The sequence below is a fragment of the Burkholderia ubonensis genome (genome assembly GCF_001718695.1).
Classification (GTDB): domain Bacteria; phylum Pseudomonadota; class Gammaproteobacteria; order Burkholderiales; family Burkholderiaceae; genus Burkholderia; species Burkholderia ubonensis_B.
In genome coordinates this window covers 58382-82810 of the sequence record NZ_CP013421.1, presented here as the reverse complement: position 1 = coordinate 82810, position 24429 = coordinate 58382, and the positions used below count along the sequence as shown (strand labels likewise).

The window sequence follows — 24429 nt, the reverse complement described above, 5'->3', positions numbered from 1 at the left end:
CCACGCCGCTGCCGACACATACGGAACTCCGACGGCGCAGAAACCCGCCGCAGCGCCCGTCACCGCCCGATCGGCAACCCGGTCGGCTCGATCCACCCGAGCTTGTACGCGATCAACAGCGACAGGAACAGCGTGACCGACAAGCCCACGCGCGCCGCGAGCGACCACGCCATCCGTTTGCTCTTGCCGCGGTCGTGGTTCATGAAATACAGCGCGAAGATCAGGCTTCCGATGATCAGCACGAAAGCCGTTGAAACAAGTGCAACCTTCATTGTCGATGGTCCTCCAGGCCGGGATCGGCCTTCAGCAGTTCGGCGAGTTTTTGCCGCTCGGCCGCGACGTCGGCGACGCCCGATGCCGGCCAGTCCAGCGCGACGCCATTGCCGAGCGAATCGCGCACGAGCGCTTGATAACGCCCGTCGCTGATCCGCCCGTCGGCCATCGATTCCGAGATCTCATGCCGCAACGGTAGCGGAAAGTTCGCGTATCCGCGCGACAGCGCCGCATATTGCCGCGCGTCGATTTCCTTCGACGACGGCACGACCGCCCACAGGACGACGGCCACGATGGCCACGAACGGAATCGCCGTGTAGCGGAGAACGAACTTGATGGGGGTCATGATGCGGATATCGAGCGAACTGCGAACGGGTGGCGGGTGCGGCCGGATCGATCCGGAAGCAGCCGGCGACCGGCTGCGCGAACGATGCCGGCCGAAAAACACGCTCTGTCGGCATCGCGAGACATTGTACTTAAAGTGCGGTCTGACTAACAGAGTATGATAATGTAATTATCATGTGTCGCAGATGATGCAAGCGATCCGGCACCGTTTGCCGCCGGCCCGCAGGTCCGGGGCCGGCACCGGCGCGTGCCGCCCTGTCCGTGCCCGGCGATCCGGGCGATCGAGCGAACCCCGTACCCATATGCCAGCGCAGTACTTCCTGAGTCTGACCGGAAAACACCGGAGCGCACCCGCCAATCGCCAGCTGGGCTTCTCGCTCGCGTTCGTCGCCGGCGCAACCAATGCCGGCGGCTTTCTTGCGGTCAGGCAATACACGTCCCACATGAGCGGCATCGTGTCGGCGATTGCGGATCAGGCCGCGCTCGGGGATGTCCGGCTCGTGCTCGCCGGCATCGGTTCGCTGGCATCGTTTCTCGTCGGAGCGGGATGCTCGGCGGTGCTCGTCAACTGGGGGCGGCGCCGGAGCCTGCAAAGCCAGTACGTGCTGCCGCTGCTGGTCGAGGCCGCGCTGCTGCTCCTGTTCGGCCTGCTCGGCAGCCACCTCGCGCTGTGGGAGGCGTTCTTCGTCCCGGTGACCGTGATCCTGCTGTGCTTCATCATGGGGCTGCAGAATGCGATGATCACGAAGATGTCGGGCGCGGAGATCCGCACGACGCACATGACCGGCATCGTGACGGATCTCGGGATCGAGTTGGGCAAGCTCTTTTACTGGAATCGATCGGCGGTCGATCCGGACGCGCACGCGGTCATTGCCAACCGCGCGAAGCTGCGGACCCACGGCACGATGCTGGCGTCGTTCTTCGTCGGCGGCCTGAGCGGCGCAATCGGCTTCAAGCACGTCGGCTACGTGTCGACCGTCCCGCTCGCCGGCGTGCTGGTCATGCTCGCCGCGATGCCCGTGATCGACGATCTGCTCACATGGTTCGAACGCCGGCGTTGAGCGCGGCCCCGGCCCGGCCGCCAATGCCGACGAATTTCAATCCGATCAACCTATCGAATACGCACGCCTGACGATGGAAACGAAAACCGCACGCCTGACCGTCCTGATCGATCCCGCCAAGAAAGAGGCATTCGAAATGCTCTGCTCGGCACAAGATCTGACGCCGTCGCAAGTCGTACGGCAACTGATCCGCGAGTATCTCGACACGCACGGCATCAGCTACAAGACCAAGAGCGCGGTCGCGAAGCGGGTACGGAAATAACGCTGCGCGCATGGCGGCGGCGCCGTCACGCGCCACGCCGTCACGCCGTCACATGCAGATTTCCCAGCGGGGATGTTCGCGCGCGCGCCACACCAGCCGCGCCGGGTCGATACCCTCGCCCGCCTTCATGCGCCGCGCGGTGGACGCGAGCTTGAGCTCGCCGGCCGAACCGAACGCGAGCGCACGCTCGAGCAGCACGCGCAACGACGGCAACGGGTTGCCGTTCTTCCAGGCGAACGCGACGAAGTTGCTGTCGTCGCCGCACGGCACCAGCGAGTACGAATCGTCGAACACCGCGCGCAGCTGTTCGAGATGCCGCGGCAGCGCCGGATCGTCGTTCATGAAGTTGATCGCCAGCACACCCGTTTCACTGAGCCGCGCACGGCACGCGTCGAGGAATTCGGCGCCGGTGCAGCGGCCGGCCGTGCCGTCGGCGACGAACGCGTCGTGCAGGATCACGTCCGCTCGCACGTCGGGACGCGCGACGTAGTCGGCGCCGTCCGCACACACCACCGCGAAGCGCGCATCGTCGTGCGGAATCCTGAACACGTCGCGCAGCGCGATCACCTGCGGATTGATCTCGACCGCCTCCATCGAGCTGCCGGGCAAGTGGCGGTAACAGTACTTCGCGAGCGATCCGCCGCCGAGCCCGAGCATGCTGATGCGCGCGGGCGCCGGCTGCAGCAGCAGGAAGCCCATCATCACGCGCGTGTAGCCGAGTTCGAGCCGGACCGGATCCTTCAGCGACATGAAGCTCTGCGTGCCGAAATGATCGAAGTGCAGCGACACCGCGTGCTGCGTCTCCAGCACGAAGGGTCGCTCATCGCTCATCGGCGTCGCCAGAAAACGCAGGAATGCATCGTACGATGCCCGATCGTCGCTCATGTTCGGCAAGCCTTGCGATTGGCGCTCCGCGCCATTACGCGCTCAGACCTTCTTCAGGTAGCAGGCCTTCAGCATGAAGCCGCCCATGTCGGTCTTGCAATCGACCTCGTGATCGCCGCCGACGATCCGGATGCTCTTCACCTTGGTGCCCATCTTCAACGTGATCGACGAGCCCTTGACGCGCAAGTCCTTGATCAGCACGACGGAATCGCCATCCGACAGCACGTTGCCGTTCGCATCCTTGACGACGCTGCCCGCAGGTTCGTCGCCCGCGTCGGCGCCGGCGCTCGCCGACCATTCGTGACCGCAGTCCGGGCAGACGAACAGCGCGCCGTCCGGGTACGTGTTTTCCATCGCGCATTGCGGGCATGAGGGGACGGTGTTCATTGCGGCTTCCATTCGGTGGGGGTTCGGGTCAATCGACAAAAAAATACCGGCGCGCAAACCGGCGCCGGGATCGCATGTCGCAGCGGCCCGCCGACGTTCGACAGGCCGCAGATCATGCGCACGACATTATAATGCCATACACATAAACTGGTGTACGTATTATAATCTCCCACTCCGATCGTTCGCCGGACTTGATCGCCGCTTAACCGAGGATGCCGACATGTTCGAGATAGATGATGCAGCCAGGCTGGTCGCACGATGCAGCGACGCAAGCACCCGAGCCAGAGGCCGCGCGGTCGCGACGCCGAGCCTGCCGGCCGCCGCGCGCCGTTCCGGCCGCGCGCTTCGCCGCTGATCCGCATCGTGGCAACCGTCGTCTACGTCCAAATCGGTGCGGCATGGAACCGCAAGCGCGCGAGCCATGCGCGCGATGCGCTGGTCGCGGCGGCTCGCCGCTTCGAAAGCGACATCCTGCTGATCGCCAACGGCGTCAGCGCCGCCGCCAAGGACGCCGCCGCGATCGCGGCGCTGCAGTTGCACGGCGGCACGTCCGCCCAGTTGCTGGCCACCGGCCGCGACGAGGACACCGCGCTTCAGGCGCTGTTGCCGTTGCTGCAGGCCGGCTGACGCTGCGTCGTCCGGCCCCACGGCCCCGTGCCGTCCACCCCGAATCACCCAGCCAGAGGAAGCGATGAACGACAACGCCACGTCCACCAACACCCCCAACCTGTCGGCCGCCGCACTGTGGGCGCTCGAGCGCCTCGCCGACGTGCGCTATGGCCGCGATGCGCCGGCGCTCGGCTGGTCGGTCGAGCACGAACTCGTCGGCGCCGGTTTCGTCAGCCATTCGGCGAACGGCCGCTCCGGCGCGTCGATCACCGCGCACGGGCGCAATTTTCTGAAAAGCCGCAAGTAGTCGGCGGCCGGCATGCGGCTGCTGACGCGTCGCGCCAGTACGCGGGCGGGCCGTACGTGGGCATGAGCAGGGTCTCGTTGGCGACGCTCCGCGGGGCGTCGCCGCGCGAGTCTGCGGGTCTCTGGGTCTGTGAGTTGCAAGCCCACCAGTCAGCAAGTCCGCAAGTCCGCGGTCCGCACGCCTCGCGTGACGGGCAAGCGAGCGGCACTCGATGAGCGCCTGCGCGATCGCACGCGACAGCGTCGCGAGAACGACGGGTAGCGACGGCCGTCGACACGCGCGGATTCCACGATACAGGCGGGGCTTTGCGCATCCGCAGCGCGTTCCGCGGTATCGTACGGCAGCCCGAAGGCGACGCCGCGTGCCGCCTTCGCCCGTCTTTCCCGATGGAACGCCCGATGACATCCAGCGCCCTGCCGCCCGTCACGTCCCCGCCCATTCTCGACACCCCGCGCCTGATACTCGAAGGCCATCCGCTCGGCGACTTCGACGCGCTCGCCGCAATGTGGACCGAGCCGACCGTCGTCGCGCACATCTTCAACGGCAAGCCGTCGGCGTCGCGCGACTCGTGGATGCGGCTGCTCGCGTATCGCGGACTGTGGCCGCTGCTCGGCTACGGCTACTGGGCGATTCGCGAGAAGGCGTCGGGCCGCTACGTCGGCGATCTCGGTTTCGCGGACTTCCACCGCGCGGTCGAGCCGTCGATCCGCGGCGTGCCGGAGGCCGGCTGGGCGCTCGCGAGCTGGGCGCACGGCAAAGGCTATGCAACCGAAGCGCTCACGCACGCGCTGCACTGGCTCGATGCGCAGCAGCGCTTCGAGCGCAGCGTCTGCCTGATCGCGCCGACCAACACCGCGTCGATCCGCGTGGCGCAGAAGGCCGGCTATGCCGATCCGGTGCGCATCCGCTTCAACGACGCCGATTCGCTGCTGTTCTCGCGCGCGTGCCTGTGAGGGCCGCGCGCTATTGAAACGCGGCTGATGTGGCCGCGCGTGACGGCGACGCCGCATCGCTCGGTGTCGCCGTACCCGGTGTCGAATCCTTCGGTGCCACATCCCTCGACACCACATCCCTCGATGCCGCATCGCTTGACGCCGTATCCCTCGACGCCGCATCGCCCGGTATCGCACCCCTCGGTGCCGCATCCCTCGACGCCGTATCCCTCGACGCCGTATCCCTCGGTGCCTCATCCCTCGACGCCTCATCCCTCGACGCTTCATCCCTCGGCACCACATCCCTCGACGCCACATCCCTCACCTTCGCAGCCCCAACCGTACCCGACGTCTGCCACCCACCGCCGAGCGCCTTGTACAGCGCGACGAGATCCGTCGTCGTCTGCAACGCGCCCTGCACCGCCTGTTGCCGCCCCTCCGACCATTGACGCTCCGCGTCGAGCACGTCCAGAAACGGCGACAACCCCTTGCGGTAACGGTCGCGCGCGAGCTCGAGCGCGCCCTGCTCGGCTCTGACCGCATCGTCGAGCGCGGCCGCGCGCGTCTGGTCGGTGCGGTACACCGCCAGCGCGTTGTCGACGTCGCGCAGCGCCACCAGCACGGCCTGCCGGTACGCGAGCGCGGCTTCCGCCTGGCGCGCCTGCGACAAGCGCAGGTTCGACACCAGCTGACCGCCCGCAAAGATCGGCAACGACACCGCCGGCCCGAACGAATAAAACAGGTGCGACCAGTGCGCGAGCTCGCGCACGTGCGCGGCGCGCAACCCGACCTGACCGGTCAGCGAGATATCCGGATAGAACTGCGCGACCGCCACGCCGACGTCGGCCGTCGCCGCATGCAGGTCGGCTTCCGCGCGGCGGATGTCGGGCCGCCGGCGCGCGAGCGTCGACGGCAGGCCGACCGGCACGATGGGCGGCACCTGCGGCAATGCATGCGGCGCGGCGAGCCAGTCGTCGAGCGCGCCCGGCGCGCCACCCACCAGATAGGCGAGCGCATTGCGCAACAGCACGATCTGCTGATCGAACTGCGGCAACTGCGCGCGGATCTGCGCGAGCCGTGCGTCGGCGCTGCGCACGTCGAGGTCGCTCGCCAGGCCGTGCGCCGCCTGCTCGCGCGTGAGGTCGAGCAGATCGCGCAGCGCGCGCTCCAGCTCGTCGGCCAACGCGCGCTGACTTTCGGCGCCGCGCAGTTGCAGATAGGTCTGCGCGACTTCGGCCTCGAGCGACAGCAGCGCGTCGTCGCGGCTCGCGACCGCGGCGCTCGCCTGCGCGTCGGCCGACTCGAGCGAACGGCGCACGCGCCCGAACAGGTCGAGCTCCCATGACGCGTCGAAGCCGGCCTGCCACAGGTTGACCGGCGCTTCGAGCGCGTCGATCGCACCGCGCGCGCCGGGCCCACCGAGACCGGCAATGCGCTGCTCGATGCCCTGCTCGTCGATGATGCCCCTCAGCCCGAGCTGCTCGCGCTGATAGCTGGCGCTCGCCCGTACGTTCGGCAAGCCTTGCGCGGCTGCCGCATGCACTTGCGCGCGCGCCTGCGCGATGCGCAGCACCGCAGCCTGCAGGCCGAGGTTATCGTGCGCGGCGCGCGCGACGAGCCGGTCCAGCAGCGGATCGCCGAATGTGCGCCACCAGCGCGGGTCGGGATCCGCACCGGTCACGGGCGACGAGCGCGCACGCTCGGCCGGCGGCGCAGCCGCCGACGCACCCGGCGTTGGCGTGGATGTTGGCGTCGATGCCGCCGCCCCACCCTGCACATCGTGCCAATTCGCCGGCACATCAGCCTTCGGCGCCGTGAAATCCGGTCCGACCGTACACCCGCCGAACATCGCAGCCGCAACACAAGCCGCGATCGCGTGCATGGGCACGCGCCGTCCGCCTGCGCCGCGAGATGCGCGCGTCGTCTTCATCGTCAATGCCCTCCCGCGCCGCGAGCGGCCTTCACCGGCGAGAACAGGAACGTCAGCGGAATGCTGAACGCGCAGAACACCGCGAGGATCGCGAACACGTCGATGTACGCCAGAATCGTCGCCTGTGAGATGAAGGTTTCGTACAGCCGGCCGGTCGCCGTCTGCAACGCGGCGGACGGCGGCGCGCCGGACAGCGCGGCGACCGTACGTGCCTGGTCGTGCAGCGCGTCCTGGAAGTTCTGCGATAGCGGCGACATGTGCGTCGACAGATGCGCCATCCGCGCCTGCGTGCGTTCGCGGATCAACGCGGTCGACACCGAAATGCCGATCGAGCCGGCGACGTTGCGGAACATCGTGAACAGCGCCGACGCGTCGTCGTTGAGCCGCTGCGGCACGGTCAAATATGCGAGCGTCGTGATCGGCACGAACATGAAGCCGATCGCGAGCGACTGCGCGCAGCGGATCAGCACGAGATGCGTGTAGTCGATGTCCGGCACGAGCCGGCGCGAATACACCAGCGCGGCCGACAACAGCACGAAGCCGAAGCCGACGAGATAGCGGGTCTGCACGTGCGGCATCAGCCGGCTCACGAACGGGATCTCGAGCGTGATCAGCAGCGCGCCGGGCGACAGCACGAGCCCCGCGAGCGTGGCCGTGTAGCCGAGGTGCTGTTGCGCGAGCTGCGGCACGATCACCGCGCTGCCGTACAGCACGGACGCGAAGGTCGCGATCGTCACGCAGCCGAGCGCGAAATTGCGATCGCGCAGGCACGACAGGTCGACCACCGGCTTCTTCGTGCGCAGCAGCCACAGCGTCGCGCCGACCAGCCCGAGCGCCGACAGCACCGCGAAAATGCGAATGAAGTTCGAGTCGAACCAGTCCTCGTCCTCGCCGCGATCGAGCATCACCTGCAGGCAGCCGAGGCCGATCGCGATCAGCCCGATGCCGATGTAGTCGACCGACACCCCGCGTTCGGCGCCGCGCCGCCACGGCGGATCTTCGACGAGCTGCATCACCGCGAGCACCGTCAGCGCACCGATCGGCACGTTCAGCAGAAACACCCAGCGCCACGAGAAGTGATCGGTGATCCAGCCGCCGAGCGTCGGCCCGAGCACCGGCGCGACGACGATCGCGATCGCCGAGATCGAGAACGCGCGATTGCGTTGCTCGGGCGGGAACGTGTCGAGGATGATCGACTGCTGGTTCGGCTGCAGCCCGCCGCCGAACAAACCCTGCAGCACGCGGAACACGATCAGCTCGCCGAGGTTGGTCGCGACGCCGCACAGCAACGAGCACACGGTGAACGCCGCGATGCACAGCACGAAGTAGCGCTTGCGGCCGAGCAGGCGGCCGAGGAAGCCGGAGATCGGCAGCACGATGCCGTTGGCGACGAGATACGACGTGAGCGTCCAGGTCGCCTCGTCGTAACTCGCGGACATCGTGCCCGCGATGTGCGGCAGCGCGACGTTGACGATCGTCGTGTCGAGCACCTCCATGAAGGCGGCGAGCGTGACGACGATCGCGACGACCCACGGGTTCGCGGCGGGGCGCCACCCGTTGCCGGACGAATGCGGCGCAGCGGAACGCCGGCTCATCGGCGGCCCTCGCGGCGCGTGCAGAGTATGCGCATCAGAGACATCGCGTCGCTCCGGAGCAAGCGGGCCGCCTCACGGCAGCCGGTCATTTCAGATGGACGGTCGGTTCGACCGACAGGCCGAGACCGAGCGGCGGACGGTTCGGCAGCGGGCCGTCGAGCACGATCTTCACCGGCACGCGCTGCACGATCTTCACGAAGTTGCCGGTCGCGTTCTCGGCCGGAAACGCGGAGAACCGCGCGCCGCTGCCGAGCTGGATGCTGTCGACGTGGCCGTGCAGGTCGAGATCGGGATACGCGTCGACGGACACGTCGACGCGATCGCCGATCCGCATCCGCTCGAGTTGCGACTCCTTGAAGTTCGCGGTGATCCACACCTGCGGCGTGACGATCGAGAAGACCGACGCGCCCGCCTGCAGGTATGAGCCGAGCTGCACGTTGCGGCGCGTGACCCAGCCGTCGGACGGCGCGCGCAGCTCGCAGTACGACAGATCGAGCTCGGCCGTCGCAAGCTGCGCGCGCGCCTGCAGCACCTGCTGGCGGCGCTCCTCGACGACCGTCTCGGCCTGGCGGATCTGCTGCGGCACGAGGCTCGCGGTGCGCGCCTGCGCGCGGGCCATCGCGACGTTCGCGTCGGCACTGGCGCGCTGCGCATCGGCGGCGTCGATCGCCTGCTGGGAGGTTGCGCGCGCATCGACCGCACGCTGGCGCTCCTGGGCGGCCAGCGCCTGCCGGTAAGCGGCGTCCGCCGACTCGATCTGCGCACGCGCCTGGCGGTACTGCGCGGGATACTGCACGCGGGCGATGTCGAGCTGCACGCGCGCCGCATCGAGCTGCGCCTGCGCGAGGCCGAGCTGTGCGCGCGCCGCGTCGACCCGCGCGCGATAGTCGCGCGGATCGATTTCGACGAGCACGTCGCCGCGATGCACGAAGGTGTTGTCGTCGACGGCAAGCCGCGTCACGTAGCCGGACACGTGCGGCGCCATTGCAACCGCGTTGCCGTCGGTATAAGCGTCGTCCGTGCTCTCCTGATCGCGCGTCGCGAGCCACCACACGAGCCCGGCGATCAGCAACACCAGCAGCACCGCGCCGAGGATGATCAGCGGCTTCTTCCCCGGGCGCTTGCGTTCGCCGTCATGGCTGTCGCCGTCGCCATCGCCGCCGGTGCGGCCGCCGCGATCGTCGTGCGGATGGCCGTCACCGCCGCCGCCCGGCGCGTCGGTGTCGCGCTCATCGCGCTCATCGCGCTCATCGCGTTCGTCGCGTCGGTCGCGGCCGGCATTGCCGTCGTCGCCGCCGGCCGCGTTGCCGTCTCCGGCGCGCGCAACGGCGACGCGCGGTGCCAGTCCGACCGCACCACCGGCGTAGGCCGATACCGGGACGCGGGGCGGCGCGAGCGCGCGCCACGCGCACACGGCCGCGCGTCGTGCCGGCGTAAACGTAAAAGCACGCACGAGGGAGGCAAGGACTTGCTGCGGATCGGACAGCGGGAACAGGGTCGCATCTGACATCGAACATCGCTCCAGGCAACGGCCGCGCGCGACATTGCGCGGGCCGGCCTCGAGGGCGCGGGCGAGCAAACGGCGCGCCCGGCCGTGTCGATCGCCACGCGAAGGCGCCGGCACGGGCGATGCGTGCGCGCCTTCCCCAATGTTCCGACAGGAAGCCAGCCCGATGACCCGTTCGAATTCACTCGATACCGATTCGCAAGGACAGGACCGCGGCGACAGCACGCCCGGCCCCGAAGGAAAGCCGCACGGCACGCACACGCCGCGGCCGCGCAGCGCGCACGATCCGGCCGAAGGCAAGCCGCTGTCCTCCGATGAAGGCGCACCGGCCGATGGTGCCGGGGCGCACATGCCCACACGCGACGGCGATACGCGCTGACTGCGCTTGCCCGGTGCTATCGCCGCGCAGCTGCACGCATGCTCGCGCGCTGACGGCAGAAATGACAACGCGTTGAAAAATCGCGGACGGATGCGACGCAGGGCCGTGCATCGGCCCCATCAGCAGTATGGCTTCTGCGTCCGTCCAGCACCCGAACGCCGCCCGGCAACGATGCGTGCGCCGTAGCAGCCCCGAGCACTACGGGTGCGCGTCGTGCTCGCGGCTGCGTAGCAGGTGTGCTCCCTTTCTTCAACGGAGGTTTCATGTTCATTCACAACACACGGCTTCAGTACACGGTCCGCGTCGATGCGCCCAATCCGGGGCTCGCGAACCTGCTGCTCGAACAGTTCGGCGGCCCGCAGGGCGAACTCGCCGCCGCGATGCGCTATTTCACGCAGGCGGTCACCGAGGAGGATCCGGGCCGCAAGGACATGTTGTTCGACATCGCCACCGAGGAGCTGAGCCACCTCGAAGTGATCGGCTCGCTGGTCGCGATGCTCAATCGCGGCGCGAAGGGCGAACTCGCCGAGGCCGTCGACGAGCAGGCCGAGCTGTACCGCAAGCTGCACGGCGCAGGCAACGACAGCCACGTGACGCTGCTGCTGTACGGCGCCGGCACGCCGCTGACCAATTCGGGCGGCGTGCCCTGGACGGCCGCGTACATCGACACGATCGGCGAGCCGACCGCCGACCTGCGCTCGAACATCGCAGCCGAAGCGCGCGCGAAGATCATCTACGAGCGGCTCATCAACGTGACCGACGATCCCGGCATCCGCGACGCGCTCGGCTTCCTGATGACCCGCGAGGTATCGCATCAGAAGTCGTTCGAGAAGGCGCTGTACGCGATCACCGCGAACTTCCCGCCGGGCAAGCTGCCGCCGGTCGAGCCCTACGACCGCGTGTACTTCCGCATGCAGGACGGCGAGCCTGTGCCGGGCCCGTGGAATCGCGGCGATTCGCTGTCGTTGCGGCGCGGTGAGCCGGCCGTCGATGGCGGCGACGGCGCCGCGAAGGGCGTGGTCGAACCGCAGCAATCGCAGGCGCTCGAAGCGATGACGCGGCGTCTCGCTTCGGACCCGCGCTGCGATCCGATCACGGGCGCGGAGCTTGGTGCCGACGCACCGCGGGATACTGCGGCGGGATCGAACGGCGGGCGGTGAGCGGCAGGTGCTAACGGCAGGAGTCGGCGGCGTGGCGTTGAATGCGCCGCGCTGCCGTGAGGATGTGATGCTCTGACGGCGTGGAGCCGTGGAGCCGCGATGGCGCATCGCCGTGATGCCATCGCGCCGCGACGCGGCAACCGTCACTTCGTCAACGGCCGGGATCGACTGCGGAGGACCTATCCGTGATTTCGTGGGCGGGGCATATCATGAGGTGTAAAAGTCATGGATATGCCAATGAAGAAGAAAAGGCAAACTGTAGCGCGTCAGGCAGCGGCCCGCGGGCCGCTGCCTGAACTGCCCAAGGAACTGCTGGACCAGTTGGTCAAGGGGCCGATGACGCCGGCCGAGGTTCAGGACCTGATGCTGGCGTTCAACAAGGCAGTCATCGAGCGCGCGATGGGTGCCGAGATGAATCTGCATTTGGGCTACCGACCAGGCCAGTCCAAGCCGCCCGGTCAGGCCAACGAGCGCAATGGCGCCAGCGGCAAGACGGTCATCACCGATCGTGGCCCGGTTCGGGTCGAAGTCCCCCGCGATCGCGACGGCAGCTTCGAGCCGATCCTGATTCCCAAGCACGAGCGCCGCTTCACCGGCTTCGACGAACGCATCATCGCGATGTACGCTCGCGGCATGAGTGTGCGCGAGATTCAGGCCTTTCTGGCCGAGAGTTACGGCACCGAGGTATCTCCCGATTTCATCAGCTCGGTCACCGACGAGGTGATGGCCGAAGCGCTGACTTGGCAGAGCCGCCCGCTCGAAACGATGTATCCGGTGGTGTTCTTCGATGCCCTGCGGGTCAAGATCCGTGACGATGGTGTGGTCAGCAACAAAGCCGTCTATCTGGCCCTGGGCATCCAGGCCGACGGCCAGCGCGACGTGCTGGGCCTCTGGATCGAGCAGACCGAGGGCGCCAAGTTCTGGCTCAAGGTGTTCAACGAACTCAAGACGCGTGGCTGTCAGGACATCCTGATCGCCGTCGTCGATGGCCTGAAGGGGCTGGCCGAGGCCATCAGCGCAGCCTATCCCCGCACGACCGTTCAGACCTGCATCGTGCATCTGATCCGCAACAGTCTCGAGTACGCCAGCTACAAGGACCGTAAGGCGCTCGCCGCAGCGCTGCGCCCGATCTACGCGGCCGCCAGCGAGGAGGCGGCAAGGCAGGCACTGCAAGACTTCGCTGACGGCCCTTGGGGCGCGAAGTACCCGACCATCGTGCAGTCGTGGCAGCGTGCATGGGAGCACGTCATACCGTTCTTCGTGTTTCCGCCGGAGATTCGACGAGTTGTCTACACAACGGATGAAATGCACAAGTCCCGCACCGCGCTTCGCTCGTTCGCTATGTTCGCGCCTGCGGCCACCGTATCGGCGCGCTGTCTGATTTGGGGCGCGACTGTTTCCACCGGTTAAACAGTCTCTGATAGGTTCGCTCAGACTGCTCGGCCACGGCTCGCTCTTGCTGACGCACACTCTTCAGACTGTAGGCCGCAGCCGAACCTTTGCGCGGGCCATGCTGCGCCGGCATTCCAGCCTGCAGTTCCAGCGCACGCAGTTTGTGCGCAGTCAACGCCGGGCGATCCCACGCGAACGGTTCACCGCGTGTCAGCACATACCATACGATTACTGCGAGTTTGCGAGCAGTCGCGACGGCGGCAATTTGCTGGCCGCGGCGATCGCGCACGCGCAGGAAGAAGGCGCGCAGCGGCCCGGGCGCTTGCGTTGCACCCCAAGCGGCTTCGACCAGCATCGCCCGAGCATAAGAGCGCCCGCGCTTGGTGATGTGACCATGCCTGGCCGGTGCCGGACCGGATTGATAGACTGATGGATTGAGACCGAAGTAGCTCACTAACTTCTCCGGATTCGGAAACCGCGCGATGTCGCCGATGGCCGATAGCAGTCCGATCGCCACTGTGGTGTTCACGCCAGTGATCGTTAGCATCACGCGCAATCGCGCATCGTCGATGGTCGCTTGCGCGAGCGCTTGCTCCACCTCGCGCAGATCGTCGCCGAGGCGGTCCAGTTCGCGCAGTCGCTGCTCAACACCCAGTCGTTCATCCAGTGGCAGCGGTTGAACACCGAGCCACGCACGCCCCTTCTTGCCAAAAAGATCGGTGGCGGGACACCGCTCGATCAGGTGTGCAATCAGGACTGCGTGAATCTCGTTCTTCAGCCGTGTACGTTGCCGCACCAGCTGTGAGCGGCGCGCGATCTGTCGACGCAACGCCAGCGTGTGCTCGTCCGGCATCCATACTTCCGGCAGAAAACCGCTCGCATACAGCTGTGCCAGCACGGCTGCATCGATCTTGTCCGTCTTGACGCGAGCCTCCGCGATCAGCCTAACTTGCAGCGGATTGGCAATCGCCACACGCGCGACATGCGCGCGCAAGACGTTGACGATGGCAGTGGTATTGCCGGTCGCTTCGAGTACCACATGATCGGTGGCACGCAGCTTTGCCGCAAAGCGCTCCAGTTCATCGCGTCGCAACCCGGTGCGGCCGCCTGCATGCAGCGTGCCATCCTCCAGGTACGCGATCTCGGCCACGGAGCGCGACACATCTAACCCTACGATTCGCATAACCGTCTCCCGTTTCAGATCACTGTTGGGAGCCGGTGGGACAGCACGACAACTACGGATTCGCGCTCGCAGCGCAACCGGGCGGGTCGCAGGGGCGGCCAACTACTAACACGAGCTCGCGGCTCATCGTATAGGAACGGCCTGCCCACCCGAAGTGCTCCCCAGTGCCCCATGTCCCGGATGGTCACACCATACGCTCAAACCGCTCGGCGCGGGAACGCGAGGCACCGGCTATATCATGCCGGTTACGAACGCCATTGAAAGTCTGAACATGCAGTTGCGCAAGATCATCAAGACTCGTGGTCACTTCCCGAATGACGAGGCCGCGATCAAGCTGCTCTGGCTGGCGCTGCGCAACGTGCTGGCCAAGACCGTGCGGGCCGCCTTCGACTGGAAATCAGCGATGAACCAGTTTGCTATCCTGTTTGGCGAGCGATTCACGCAGGCGCGCGGATAACGCGCTGTTCAACCGCCTCGCCCACAAAAATGCGGACAGGTTCACTGCGGATTCAACCCCTCTCTGCCGTTCGATACTCAACCAGCTCTGGGTCTGTTCCTAGCGTTATACGCGTCATCTGCCTGATGATTCTCCAACGAGAGCCAACACCACTATGCATCCGGAATGCAGGTGCGACCGCAATACGCACGGATAATTCGACGATGACCGACGAGAAAGTTCACTCCCACGATTTCTGGCCGCGAACCTGCGATCTCGATACTCACTATCACAGCTCGGGACAGTAAGCGTGTATCGAGCACCGTCTTGACGGGGACCGAATACCTGCGACAGTTACTTGTTCAGAACATGGCAATACCATGAATGCGCCATTAACTCGTCTAGGGAAATGCTGATTAATGGGCCAACTGCCGACGTTTCAGGTGAGACGACGTCGAACTTTCCGGATAACGAATCGAATCGGCGCTCATTTCGGTGCAGTTGGCTCGTAAACGAGCCTCCCTGCTCGCATTTTTCACGCGCATGACGGACTGCTCCCATGAGCCGAACGCAGCCGGTTTCGTACGATCACCAGGTTCGCCAGGGCGAACAGACTGAACAGCTGCGCCGTGTTCTTGGCCAGTCCCTTGTAGCGCACCTTGCGATAACGGAACAGGTTCTTGACGATATGAAACGGATGCTCGACCCGCGCGCGGATTTGCGCCTTGGTTCGCTCGACCGTGGTCTCCAGATCCTTCAGCGGGCCATCCTGCATCGCCTTGATCTTTCCGCGCTTGGCCGCCACACGCCATTTCACCAGCTTGCCGTTCATTTCGTCGCGTTTGTCCACGCCGATGTAGCCCGCGTCGCCGAACGCTTCCTCTTCATGCCCGTGCAGCAGGGCGTGAGCCTGCGAAACGTCCGACACGTTGGCCGCCGTGCCCACCACGCTGTGAACCAGCCCCGAATCGGCGTCGACCCCGAGATGGGCCTTCATCCCAAAGTGCCAGGCGTTTCCTTTCTTCGTCTGATGCATCTCCGGGTCGCGGCTCTTCTCGGCGTTCTTGGTCGACGACGGCGCTTCGATGATCGTCGCGTCGACCAAGGTACCTTCCTTCATCATCAGCCCGCGTTCGCACAGCGAGATACCGATCTCATCGAACAGCTTGCGCGTCAGGTCATGCTCGAGCAGCAGGCGCCGGAACTTCAGCAGCGTGGTCGCATCCGGCACATTCTCGACAGCCAGATCGATTCCCGCGAAGGCACGCATCGCGATGCTGTCGTACAGCGCGTCTTCCAGCCCTTCGTCCGACAGGCCGTACCACTGCTGCAGGAAATAGATTCGAAGCATCCGCTCCAGACCTATCGGCCGACGGCCGCGCTCACCCTTCGGATAGTACGGCTCGATCGCCGTCAGCAACCGCGACCACGGCACGAGCTTCTCCATCTCGTCCAAGAAACGCTGGCGCCGGGTCACGCGCTTCTTACCCGCACTTTCCGCTTCCGCAAAGCTCATTTGCCGTTTCATCGTCGTGGGCCCGTTCCGTGAACTATCTTCTACAACGTCCTTGGCTGCGTCAGCGATGACCACCGAGCCGGATAAATCAGTGTTTCCCTAGGCGCAGATAGCGTGCAAAGGCGTGTCTGTATCGCGAGGCAAGCTCTGTGTCATGTGTTTCGTCGGGATGGCTCCATTCAGATTCACAGTCTTCGCAGGGCGCAAAGACCCTCGAACTTTTCGATTTGGCGGCTACAAGCACGCGCCCCTGGCCGCATACCGGACAGACCTCATTGACGACAGCGTAGTGCTTGTATGTCATAGGCAGAGACTTCGCGAGTTAGGTGACCAATACGTTCCAGGGCAGCAAGTTACCGATGCGATTGACTGGGTGCTCTGCGATGCGGACGAGCACGTGACGCAGATAGGCTTCGGGATCGATGCCGTTTAACTTGCACGTGCCGATCAAGCTGTAGATTGCGGCCGCTCTTTCACCTCCCGAGCCGGCGCCGGCAAACATTCGGTTCATCGAGGATTACCGGGGAAGGCGGCGCGGATCTTGAGGAAGAAGTATTCATCGTCACGGTACCCGTAAGCCCGACGCTTGATGACCTTGATGGTGTTGTTGATGCCTTCGACGACGCTGGTATTGAGCGGATGGCGGCAGCGAGTCACGATTCCGTGCCAGTAGCCCTGCAAGCGCTCGGCGAACTTTTGCAGGGCGGCGATCCCGCTTTGCTGAGCCTGCTCGAACCATTGTTCCCAAGCCTTTTGCGCCCAGGCTGGCTTCTGATAGAACCAGAGCCGCTTGAGCTCGTCGCGTAACACGTAGACGCATAACAGCGACTGATTGGCCGCCAGCAACTCCTTCAGGTGCACGGCCTGATCTGGCTTGAGGTTGTGGCGGTTGCGCAGCAACAACCAGCGGCTGGACTTCAGAACTTTGCGGGCCGGCTTGTCATGTCGGAGTTGATTGGCCTGGTCCACTCGCACCCGATCTATCACTTCGCGGCCGTACTTGGCCACGACGTGGTACAGGTCGAAGACGATCTCCGCCTGTGGACACTGTTCCCTGATTTCGAGTTCATACGCCGTGGTCATGTCGATCGCCACCGCTTCAATACGCTTGGCAACGCCTTCGGGAAGCTGCTCGAAGAAGGCACGGGCAGTCTCGCGCGAGCGGCCCTGTCCGATCCAGAGCACCTGCCGGCTCATCGGCTCGACCACCACCGTGGCGTAGCGATGGCCTTTATGCAGCGCGAACTCGTCCATCGCCAGATAGCGGATCGTTGACCAGTCGGGCTCGCGCACACGCGCCCGCAGACGCATCTTGTCGATCGATTTGACCGTGTGCCAGCCCAGGTCGTAGAAGGCCGCCACGGCCTGCACGCTGGCCGCTTGCAGCAGCTTCTCGCAGGCCTTGGCGAAGCGCTCCGTCACTCGCTGGTAGCGGCCCAGCCACGCCAGCTTCTCCAGTCGCGGGCCGCCGCAGCGTTCACACCAGACTCGGCGGCGCGGAACGTGCAGCACCACCCGGTATTCGAACAGCGGCAGGTCACGCACCCGGCGAACCGTTGTCTCGTGGATTTGCTGGCAGCGTGCACCACATTGCTCGCAATACATGACCTTGCTGATCGGCTTCAAATACAGCGACAGCGTGCGGTCGTCGCCTTCCGGCCATTCCACACGCTCCAACCGGTAACCCGTCCAGCAGCCCAGTGCCTGAAGTGCCTTGCGATCGAGCAATTGCTTCTCCTGACGTCCTTAAAGTCAGGCGTCAGGTTACGCAATCGCTCTAAAACCCTCCACGGTTTCCTACGATGAACCAAACATTCAGGGCATAAAGTATCGCCCGACTTGTGTCGGATTTGCGCGAGAGCGTCTCCAGTGTGGCGCTCAGCCACACATGGAGTTGATCGAGCAAGGGCTTGGTGTGAATTTGTCGGCACGACCGTCGTTCGTCGGGTGGTTTGCCTCGACTCGATTCTTCGACCTTGTACAGCGCGCCGATGCGCTCCCCCGCCTCCGTATTCAAGGCATTCGGCCGCGTAGCATGCAGTTCGTAGAACTGCCGCCGGGCATGGGCCCAGCACGCTGCTTCGGCCACTCGTCCAGTTTCGTAAATCGCCTGGTAACCACCGTAGGCATCGGCCTGCAGCGTGCCGTTGAACGATTCGAGGTGCTGCTGCGGGTGGGTAAGCCGATCATGCTGCCGATTCCGACGTGCTGCGCAACATGCGCAGCACCAACAGTAGCGTGGTTTCGCTGGGCGAGCCTTCGATGCGCACGCGGGTGTTGCCCACGCTGATCTCGATGGCGCCTGCAGCAGTTGCGCAAGTAACTGGCGCCGGGGCCGGCTGCTCCATCTCTTGCGCAGGTGTGTCCACTGTCACGGGCAGCAAATCCACCGGATCGTATTCGCCAGCACGGAGTGCTCGGCGCCATTTGAATACGAGGTTCGGATTCAACCCATGTTCCATTGCCAAACGCGCGACCGATACGCCTGCTTCGCAGGCCTGCTGAGCCAGCTTCCGCCGGAGTTCGATGGGGTGATTCGGGATGCCTTTGCGTGAACTTCTCTTCGGTGCGTCTGTTGCCACTGTGGTCCCCACTACTTTTCTGGTGGGGACTACTTTGGCAACTTCCCTTCATATCGTCGAGACGGTGCTGAGGACGCGCTTACTCGGGACACGCACGTATCGATACACCTTGGAATGCCTTTACGTCAGAGAGCGCAATGGCCGCGAACGCGAAGCTGCGCAGTCATTCGCGATAGAGCTCGACCCTGTTGCGGCCGCGCTCCTTCGCGAGATATAGCGCCTTGTCACATCGAGTGAGTGCCTGATCGACGCCGACATCCGTCGCATACATCCTGTCGACGCCGATGCTGACGGTCAGTGCGACGTGCTGTTCGCCCAGAACCAGAGGTGTTTCAGCGGCACGACGCTGCACGCGCAGCCCGAATGCGATCGCTTCCTCGGTGCCGCTGTCCGGCAGAACGGCCGCGAATTCTTCGCCGCCAATCCTCCCTACGATGTCGCCTGCGCGCGCCTCTGATCGCAGCAGCCCGGCGAAGTGTCTAAGTGCGCGGTCGCCGAGCGCGTGTCCCCAGCGATCGTTGAGCGCCTTGAAATTATCGAGGTCAAGCATAAGCACCGCAGCAATGCGACTCTCGGCGCGCCGGATCCGGACAAGTTCCGCTTCGCCTTGTGTCATGAAGTGGCGCCGATTGGCCAACTGAGTCAGGTGGTCGACCGTTGCCAGTTCATGCAGTTCTGCCTCAATACGCTTGCGCTCGGTTGTATCCGTAACAAATCCGTGCCATAACGTGCTGCCATCAGCCATACGTTGTGGCCGAGCGTCGCTCTGCCGCCAGCGAATGCCCTGCTGCGGCAATCTTACCCTGTATTCGAAGCGCCACGGCGTCAGGTTCGCCGCCGATTCGAGCAGCGACTGCCGATATCCGGTGACGTCGCGTGGATCAATTCGCGCTTCGACTACGTCCGCACTGCGAACGACCTGTTCAGGCGTCACTTCGTATATCTGTCTTACGCCATCACTCGCGTATGCGAAGACACCACGCCCATCAGCCGTTTGCCGGTATTGAAAGACGAGGCCCGGCACTTCGTTCGTCAGGTTGGTGATCAGGCTAATGGTCTCCTGCAACTGCGTGGCCATATCGCGCAAACCGGTAATGTCCGTGGTCGTGCCGACCATACGCAGCGCACGGCCGTCGCCATTGCGGCTGACTACCTTACCGCGGCTGCAGATCCACTTGTAGGTGCCATCCTTGCAACGGATGCGGTGCTCGATTTCATAGCGGTCCGTCCTGTTTTCGAAATGAGCCTGCATCGTCTCCTTGACATACTCCCGCTCGTCGGGATGCAAACGGAGGTAGGCGTCTTCAATCCGGTTGCTGATTTCATGCGACTCATAGCCGAGTATCGCCTTCCATTCCGGCGAATAGCGAATTTCACCCGTGGTGACATCGCGGTCCCAAACACCGGTCCCACTTCCGATAAGTGCAAGCGTAATCAGATCCTTTTCGGCCTGCAGTTCAGCCGCACGGCCGCGCAGTTCAGCTTCCACTTGACCTCGGGCAACCGATTGCGCGGCTATCGTCGCCAGTTCGTGCAGAAAGGCACGTTGCCCTTCGTCGAGCGTGCGAAACGCGTCATCCAGCAGGCACAGGGCGCCGAGATGGCGGCCGTCGCTGGCAGTAAGTGCGCACGCGGCAAAGAAGCGCGGCAATTTTGCAGTAACGCCGCGATCTTCGACAAAAAAGCGCGAGTCGTCGTGCGTATCGGGGACGACGACTACCTTCTCGGATTCCTTCTCAACGTTGATACGTTTAGCGAACAGGTCAGGCGGAATCGCATGGGGAAATACGCCATCGACGGCTTGCAACCGCTGCCCTTCCGGGGCGGACAACGTGACCAGCGCAGTGACGACGCCGAAGTGCGCCCGCGCCAGACGGGTCACTGCCTCGCATTCGGGACTCGCCAGCAGAGGTGAAACTTCGCCAGCGGCAGAGCCGGCGGACGCAACCGCATCATCGTCGGAATCGGTTGTGAGCATACAAAACCGTTATTCTATGAGATCGAAAACAGCGAAGTCAGCAGGATCTATAACGGCTTAGTAAGCGCGAAGTTTAGCGCTCCGCAATGGTGAATGATCGCGTCGCGTATTGAATGTCGAAAGTTTGTCGCAGGATGGAGATCGCTCCGTCCTTGGAGCAAGATGCCCCCTGTGATGCCAACAAGTCTGGCCAAGCCAACCGAGTTCAACATTCAATCGGTAACATCAGAATAAGAAAGAAACCGATTCTCATTTATAAACTTTCCCCTTGGGTTTCACCACAGACGAGATAGTGAACCGCCCCGGGAATCGTGGAGGCTGGTTGGTTTAAGTTAATGCGGTTTCAGCGGCAGCAGTTTTCAGTTGCCGATAGTAGTTTGCCTCAGCTTCGGCGGGCGGGATATAGCCGAGCGGTCCATCAGTCGGTGATGATTGAACCAAGCCACCCATTCCAGAGTAGCCAACTCGACGGACTCCCGAGTTTTCCAGGTGCGGCGATGAATCAGCTCCGTCTTGTACAAGCCGTTGATCGTTTCAGCCAGTGCGTTGTCGTAGCTGTCGCCTCGGCTGCCGACAGACGGTTCGATGCCTGCTTCGGCCAGCCGTTCGCTGTAGCGAATGCTGACGTACTGCGATCCCCTGTCGGAGTGGTGGATCAAGGTTCCATCGCCCCCCGGCCGACGGGCGTACAGCGCCTGTTCAAGTGCATCCAGCACGAAGTCCGTGGTCATCGACGAACTGACGCGCCAGCCGACGATGCGGCGGGCGAACACGTCCACTACGAAGGCCACGTACAGCCAGCCCTGCCACGTCGAGACGTACGTGAAGTCAGACACCCACAACTGATTCGGTCGGTCAGCCGTGAACTGCCGATTCACCCGATCCAGCGGGCGCGGGGCGCTCGTATCGGGATTCGTCGTGCGAACTCGCTTGCCGCGAACTGTGCCTCGCAAGCCCTGCAGCTTCATCAGCCGCCCGACCGTGCAGCGTGCGACCACAATGCCCTCCCGGTTCATCTGCTTCCAAACCTTCGGCACACCGTAGACCTGCATGTTGGCCCGCCAGACACGCTTGATCTCGGGTTGCAGGACCTCATCGCGTTTCGCACGAGCACAACGCTTCGACGGATCACGAAGCTGTGCGGCATGGCGCCGATAACCCGACGGGGCAATCCGCAAGACCCTGCAGATCGGCTCGACCCCGAAGGTGTCGCGATGCAGATCGATAAAGGCCTTCAGGACTTCAAACGGCGGTCGAGCTCCGCCTGGGCGAAAAACGCACTGGCCAGCTTCAGGATCTCGTTGGCCCGGCGCAGTTCCTTGACCTCACGCTCCAGGGCCTTGATGCGTTCACGCTCGGCCGTGCTCACGCCATCACGTTCCCCACGATCGATCTCCTCGCGCTTGACCCAATCCAGCAGCGTCTGCGGCGTACAGCCGATCATCGGTGCAATCGATTCGATCGCCGCCCACAGCGACGGATGTTCACTACGCTGCTCTCGTACCAGACGGACTGCGCGTTCCCGGACTTCCGGCGAAAACTTGTTCGACTTCTTGCTCATGGGCTCCATTCTCTCAAGAGTTGGAGCCTCCACCAAATCCGGGGCGGTTCATAGTGTCTGACGTTACACTCGCAACTACGACGGATGCGAACATCGCGTCCAAGCGGGAGGTCTGCTTTCAGGGGCAGAGTGATCGCTCTAACGACCACGTCACACCGATAGCAAATGGCGCGTCATGGCCGAGGCTGTGTTAAAACGCGAAAGAACCCGGTTTTTGAGTGTCGCTTTACCCTTCCCGAGTTGCTGCCAAGCCAATACAGCGCGATCTGAAGGGTCGATCTGTGAGGAAACCATGTTCAGCATGCGTTTTCACACAGCCTTGGCCGAACGCGGCCGGCCACCGCCCTACAAAGTGCGACCAGCGCAGGTCGACCCGGAACGGTCGGTCGTAAGATCGCGCTCCCTTTGTCGCTTCTTGAGGTACTGCAGGCATCCGACCACCGGTCTTTTTGGTCGGGCATCGGCCAACACTGTCAACAGCGCCGCAGAACCTTATCGACTTGACGTACACCGAGCTCCGAGTCATTGGATGCGAGGAAGCCGCATCAGAGATGAGTTTGCACCGGAAGCCGCTCGTATTGCCGCAGCAATCTCGTCTTCGCCGCGTCCCCCATTGATGGCAATGCTTTCCCCAAAGACAAAGTGAGGAACCGAACGGACACGGGCACCGGCCGACCTGGCCGCTTCCTGCTCGACGCGGCGGTGCTGTTCAGGATCAAGTGCGATGGCACGCGCCTGGTCGCGGTCGAAACCGTAGTCGGCTGCGATGTCGGCCAATACATCCGCGTCGGAAATATTCTTCGCTTCGATGAAGTAAGCGTCAGTGATTACAACGGCGAGCCTGTGCTGCGTGTCACGACCAGCGGCTGCCAGAATCACGGCATGAGCAGCTTGAGTCGGATAGGCCCAGAGCTGGCGGCCAAAATCCAGGGAGAAGCCCGAAGCGCGAGCTTCTCCCTCGGGGCGAGCAAAGGCCACCTTCGGATCGGTTATGCCGTAGCGCGAACGCAGCAAGTCGGGAATATAGAGGCCACCTGCCGACGCATCGGGCAGCAGCAGAACGGGATGCTGCCGGATATCAACGACCAGGTCGGGAAAATGCTCCGCCAGCACTTTGTCGAGACGGTGATGCCCGACGATGCACCACGCGCATGTGATTTCAGTATAGAGGGCTATTTGCATAACCATGTTCTGGCGGTCTGATCTGCACGCTATGCATCTGAATGTAGCTCGACATCGATTCTGGTCAGTTGAACCGATACGTCCCACAGTCGTTTTGCGAGTTCTGGATTCCGCGCGTCCTGAGACGGAGTGCATTCACCAGAGGGACCTCGCAATTCGGAAGTTTTCGTCGGCCCGTAATAGCCGCCGGACTTTATTTGTCCGGTCGCCGCTTGCAATGCGCCCCACGCGCCCTGAGCCGGCGTGTTGAAAAACAGGCCGATCAATGACATTGCGATGTTGCCCCACCAGCTATCGCGCGCAAGGTTGGTTCCAGCAAGACCCGGGTGGCAGGCCAAAGCCGTAACCGCTATCCCCGCCGCCCGCAGTCGCCGATCCAGCTCAAAGACAAAAAGCAGATTCGCAAGCTTGCTGGCTGCATAGCGAGGCATCCACTTGTAACTCTTCTCCGCATTAAGATCGTCCCATTCGATCTTCGCGCTCTTGTGCAGACCACTGCTCGTGACAACGATGCGCGACCCAGATGTTTCCGTGAGCCTGGGCAACATGAGCACGGTGAACGCAAAGCAACCAAGATGATTGACGCCGAATGTCAGCTCGAAGCCTTGCACCGTGCGCTTCAGCTTCGGCCCTTGCACGCCCGCATTATTGATGAGCACGTCGACGCGCGGTTCCTTTTCGACCAGTTTTGCTGCGTTCCGCACGCTCGTCAGGTCTGCGAGGTCAAGCGGCAGGAATGCGAGATTCGCTTCAGGAGTCTTCAGACGAATCCGGCTAATAGCAGCTTCCGCCTTTGCCTCGTCGCGGCACGCGAGAAGCACCCTGGCTCGCCGTGCCGCCAACGTACTCGCTATTTCAAGGCCTATGCCGGTGTTGGCGCCGGTGACGATAAAGGTCTTGCCCGATTGATCGGGTACATCAGCATTGGTGAATCCGCTCATGGCGTGAACCGTGTCGAAACGTTATT

21 protein-coding genes, 5 pseudogenes and 1 other annotated feature are annotated in these 24429 nt (G+C 64.0%); of the genes and pseudogenes, 9 read left to right on the top strand and 17 right to left on the bottom strand.

Annotation, left to right across the window (positions count from 1 at the left end):
• Positions 1 to 59: 59 nt before the first annotated feature.
• Complete coding sequence (locus WJ35_RS15310) at positions 60 to 272, bottom strand: twin transmembrane helix small protein (protein WP_011880017.1); 213 nt, start codon at positions 270 to 272, stop codon at positions 60 to 62.
• Positions 269 to 619: a hypothetical protein gene (locus tag WJ35_RS15305; protein WP_059475460.1), complete on the bottom strand. Its 351-nt coding sequence runs from the start codon at positions 617 to 619 to the stop codon at positions 269 to 271. Before WJ35_RS15305 ends, WJ35_RS15310 begins: the two co-directional genes overlap by 4 nt.
• 301 nt (positions 620 to 920) lie before the next feature.
• Between WJ35_RS15305 and WJ35_RS15300 the strand changes: the two genes are divergently transcribed.
• Together WJ35_RS15300 and WJ35_RS15295 are read left to right on the top strand one after the other, a co-directional pair.
• Positions 921 to 1679, top strand: a complete 759-nt coding sequence (locus tag WJ35_RS15300; RefSeq protein ID WP_069239481.1) for a YoaK family protein — start codon at positions 921 to 923, stop codon at positions 1677 to 1679.
• 73 nt (positions 1680 to 1752) lie between these two features.
• The gene (locus tag WJ35_RS15295) at positions 1753 to 1941 is read left to right on the top strand and encodes a CopG family transcriptional regulator (protein ID WP_069239480.1); all 189 of its coding nucleotides are present in this window, start codon (positions 1753 to 1755) and stop codon (positions 1939 to 1941) included.
• Positions 1942 to 1989: 48 nt separating this feature from the next.
• On the opposite strand, the gene WJ35_RS15290 is transcribed toward WJ35_RS15295, so the two are convergent.
• Positions 1990 to 2826: a spermidine synthase gene (locus tag WJ35_RS15290; protein WP_069239479.1), complete on the bottom strand. Its 837-nt coding sequence runs from the start codon at positions 2824 to 2826 to the stop codon at positions 1990 to 1992.
• A 42-nt stretch (positions 2827 to 2868) separates the two neighbouring features.
• Positions 2869 to 3213, bottom strand: a complete 345-nt coding sequence (locus tag WJ35_RS15285; protein WP_069239789.1) for a zinc ribbon domain-containing protein YjdM — start codon at positions 3211 to 3213, stop codon at positions 2869 to 2871.
• Positions 3214 to 3471: 258 nt separating this feature from the next.
• On the opposite strand from WJ35_RS15285, the gene WJ35_RS15280 reads away from it, so the two are divergent.
• The 3 genes from WJ35_RS15280 (at position 3472) to WJ35_RS15270 (ending at position 5082) form a co-directional block, all read left to right on the top strand.
• Positions 3472 to 3840 (top strand): HPr family phosphocarrier protein, encoded by a 369-nt coding sequence (locus WJ35_RS15280; RefSeq protein WP_011880011.1) that lies wholly within the window; start codon positions 3472 to 3474, stop codon positions 3838 to 3840.
• Between the two features lie 64 nt (positions 3841 to 3904).
• Positions 3905 to 4129, top strand: a complete 225-nt coding sequence (locus tag WJ35_RS15275) for a hypothetical protein (RefSeq protein WP_011880010.1) — start codon at positions 3905 to 3907, stop codon at positions 4127 to 4129.
• A 398-nt stretch (positions 4130 to 4527) separates the two neighbouring features.
• On the top strand, positions 4528 to 5082 hold the full coding sequence (locus WJ35_RS15270) for a GNAT family N-acetyltransferase (protein ID WP_172820471.1): 555 nt from the start codon (positions 4528 to 4530) through the stop codon (positions 5080 to 5082).
• A 10-nt stretch (positions 5083 to 5092) separates the two neighbouring features.
• Here the strand turns inward: WJ35_RS15270 and WJ35_RS15265 are convergent, their stop codons facing one another.
• The 3 genes from WJ35_RS15265 to WJ35_RS15255 form a co-directional block, all read right to left on the bottom strand.
• Entirely contained in the window at positions 5093 to 6943 is a 1851-nt protein-coding gene (locus WJ35_RS15265) for an efflux transporter outer membrane subunit (protein WP_230459701.1), read from the bottom strand.
• 50 nt (positions 6944 to 6993) lie between these two features.
• Positions 6994 to 8586: a DHA2 family efflux MFS transporter permease subunit gene (locus tag WJ35_RS15260; protein ID WP_011880007.1), complete on the bottom strand. Its 1593-nt coding sequence runs from the start codon at positions 8584 to 8586 to the stop codon at positions 6994 to 6996.
• Positions 8587 to 8671: 85 nt separating this feature from the next.
• Positions 8672 to 10096, bottom strand: a complete 1425-nt coding sequence (locus tag WJ35_RS15255) for an HlyD family secretion protein (protein WP_059567934.1) — start codon at positions 10094 to 10096, stop codon at positions 8672 to 8674.
• Between the two features lie 163 nt (positions 10097 to 10259).
• On the opposite strand from WJ35_RS15255, the gene WJ35_RS15250 reads away from it, so the two are divergent.
• From WJ35_RS15250 to WJ35_RS15240, 3 genes and pseudogenes are all read left to right on the top strand, one after another.
• Entirely contained in the window at positions 10260 to 10472 is a 213-nt protein-coding gene (locus tag WJ35_RS15250) for a hypothetical protein (protein WP_043292618.1), read from the top strand.
• Positions 10473 to 10735: 263 nt separating this feature from the next.
• Entirely contained in the window at positions 10736 to 11632 is an 897-nt protein-coding gene (locus tag WJ35_RS15245; protein WP_011880004.1) for a manganese catalase family protein, read from the top strand.
• Between the two features lie 231 nt (positions 11633 to 11863).
• Positions 11864 to 12964 (top strand): annotated as a pseudogene (locus WJ35_RS15240) (IS256 family transposase); the annotation flags it as partial.
• 7 nt (positions 12965 to 12971) lie between these two features.
• Here the strand turns inward: WJ35_RS15240 and WJ35_RS30175 are convergent.
• On the bottom strand, positions 12972 to 14207 hold the full coding sequence (locus WJ35_RS30175) for an IS110 family transposase (protein WP_059606722.1): 1236 nt from the start codon (positions 14205 to 14207) through the stop codon (positions 12972 to 12974).
• 235 nt (positions 14208 to 14442) lie between these two features.
• On the opposite strand from WJ35_RS30175, the pseudogene WJ35_RS15220 reads away from it, so the two are divergent.
• Positions 14443 to 14664 (top strand): annotated as a pseudogene (locus WJ35_RS15220) (transposase); the annotation flags it as partial.
• A 514-nt stretch (positions 14665 to 15178) separates the two neighbouring features.
• On the opposite strand, the gene WJ35_RS15215 reads toward WJ35_RS15220, so the two are convergent.
• The 9 genes and pseudogenes from WJ35_RS15215 to WJ35_RS15175 form a co-directional block, all read right to left on the bottom strand.
• Complete coding sequence (locus tag WJ35_RS15215; protein WP_069239477.1) at positions 15179 to 16171, bottom strand: IS5 family transposase; 993 nt, start codon at positions 16169 to 16171, stop codon at positions 15179 to 15181.
• A 310-nt stretch (positions 16172 to 16481) separates the two neighbouring features.
• Positions 16482 to 16667 (bottom strand): annotated as a pseudogene (locus tag WJ35_RS30170) (transposase domain-containing protein); the annotation flags it as partial.
• Positions 16667 to 17887, bottom strand: a complete 1221-nt coding sequence (locus tag WJ35_RS15205; protein ID WP_069239476.1) for an ISL3 family transposase — start codon at positions 17885 to 17887, stop codon at positions 16667 to 16669. The gene WJ35_RS15205 and the pseudogene WJ35_RS30170, both read right to left, overlap by 1 nt.
• 79 nt (positions 17888 to 17966) lie before the next feature.
• A pseudogene (locus tag WJ35_RS30160) lies at positions 17967 to 18335 on the bottom strand (IS66 family transposase); the annotation flags it as partial.
• 10 nt (positions 18336 to 18345) lie between these two features.
• On the bottom strand, positions 18346 to 18753 hold the full coding sequence (tnpA, locus tag WJ35_RS32650; protein ID WP_046429363.1) for an IS66-like element accessory protein TnpA: 408 nt from the start codon (positions 18751 to 18753) through the stop codon (positions 18346 to 18348).
• 151 nt (positions 18754 to 18904) lie between these two features.
• Positions 18905 to 20719 (bottom strand): diguanylate cyclase, encoded by a 1815-nt coding sequence (locus tag WJ35_RS15195; protein WP_069239475.1) that lies wholly within the window; start codon positions 20717 to 20719, stop codon positions 18905 to 18907.
• A gap of 327 nt (positions 20720 to 21046) precedes the next feature.
• A pseudogene (locus WJ35_RS15190) lies at positions 21047 to 22280 on the bottom strand (IS3 family transposase).
• Positions 21883 to 21999, bottom strand: a sequence feature (AL1L pseudoknot). It overlaps the preceding pseudogene by 117 nt.
• A gap of 522 nt (positions 22281 to 22802) precedes the next feature.
• Positions 22803 to 23462, bottom strand: coding sequence for a DsbA family protein (locus tag WJ35_RS30150; RefSeq protein WP_230459700.1), 660 nt, complete (start codon positions 23460 to 23462; stop codon positions 22803 to 22805).
• Positions 23463 to 23491: 29 nt separating this feature from the next.
• Entirely contained in the window at positions 23492 to 24403 is a 912-nt protein-coding gene (locus tag WJ35_RS15175) for an oxidoreductase (RefSeq protein ID WP_069239473.1), read from the bottom strand.
• Positions 24404 to 24429: the final 26 nt, after the last annotated feature.

What these genes read in the sequence shown, in the direction of transcription:
- WJ35_RS15270 (WP_172820471.1), top strand. Translation starts at nt 4,528, where the DNA reads ATGACATCCAGCGCCCTGCCGCCCGTCACGTCCCCGCCCATTCTCGAC.
- WJ35_RS15310 (WP_011880017.1), bottom strand. Translation starts at nt 272, where the DNA reads ATGAAGGTTGCACTTGTTTCAACGGCTTTCGTGCTGATCATCGGAAGC.
- WJ35_RS15215 (WP_069239477.1), bottom strand. Translation starts at nt 16,171, where the DNA reads ATGAAACGGCAAATGAGCTTTGCGGAAGCGGAAAGTGCGGGTAAGAAG.
- WJ35_RS15250 (WP_043292618.1), top strand. Translation starts at nt 10,260, where the DNA reads ATGACCCGTTCGAATTCACTCGATACCGATTCGCAAGGACAGGACCGC.
- WJ35_RS15295 (WP_069239480.1), top strand. Translation starts at nt 1,753, where the DNA reads ATGGAAACGAAAACCGCACGCCTGACCGTCCTGATCGATCCCGCCAAG.
- WJ35_RS15195 (WP_069239475.1), bottom strand. Translation starts at nt 20,719, where the DNA reads ATGCTCACAACCGATTCCGACGATGATGCGGTTGCGTCCGCCGGCTCT.
- WJ35_RS15285 (WP_069239789.1), bottom strand. Translation starts at nt 3,213, where the DNA reads ATGAACACCGTCCCCTCATGCCCGCAATGCGCGATGGAAAACACGTAC.
- WJ35_RS15175 (WP_069239473.1), bottom strand. Translation starts at nt 24,403, where the DNA reads ATGAGCGGATTCACCAATGCTGATGTACCCGATCAATCGGGCAAGACC.
- WJ35_RS30150 (WP_230459700.1), bottom strand. Translation starts at nt 23,462, where the DNA reads ATGCAAATAGCCCTCTATACTGAAATCACATGCGCGTGGTGCATCGTC.
- WJ35_RS15305 (WP_059475460.1), bottom strand. Translation starts at nt 619, where the DNA reads ATGACCCCCATCAAGTTCGTTCTCCGCTACACGGCGATTCCGTTCGTG.
- WJ35_RS15290 (WP_069239479.1), bottom strand. Translation starts at nt 2,826, where the DNA reads ATGAGCGACGATCGGGCATCGTACGATGCATTCCTGCGTTTTCTGGCG.
- WJ35_RS15300 (WP_069239481.1), top strand. Translation starts at nt 921, where the DNA reads ATGCCAGCGCAGTACTTCCTGAGTCTGACCGGAAAACACCGGAGCGCA.
- WJ35_RS15245 (WP_011880004.1), top strand. Translation starts at nt 10,736, where the DNA reads ATGTTCATTCACAACACACGGCTTCAGTACACGGTCCGCGTCGATGCG.
- WJ35_RS15260 (WP_011880007.1), bottom strand. Translation starts at nt 8,586, where the DNA reads ATGAGCCGGCGTTCCGCTGCGCCGCATTCGTCCGGCAACGGGTGGCGC.
- WJ35_RS30175 (WP_059606722.1), bottom strand. Translation starts at nt 14,207, where the DNA reads ATGCGAATCGTAGGGTTAGATGTGTCGCGCTCCGTGGCCGAGATCGCG.
- WJ35_RS15255 (WP_059567934.1), bottom strand. Translation starts at nt 10,096, where the DNA reads ATGTCAGATGCGACCCTGTTCCCGCTGTCCGATCCGCAGCAAGTCCTT.
- WJ35_RS15265 (WP_230459701.1), bottom strand. Translation starts at nt 6,943, where the DNA reads ATGCACGCGATCGCGGCTTGTGTTGCGGCTGCGATGTTCGGCGGGTGT.
- WJ35_RS15275 (WP_011880010.1), top strand. Translation starts at nt 3,905, where the DNA reads ATGAACGACAACGCCACGTCCACCAACACCCCCAACCTGTCGGCCGCC.
- WJ35_RS15280 (WP_011880011.1), top strand. Translation starts at nt 3,472, where the DNA reads ATGCAGCGACGCAAGCACCCGAGCCAGAGGCCGCGCGGTCGCGACGCC.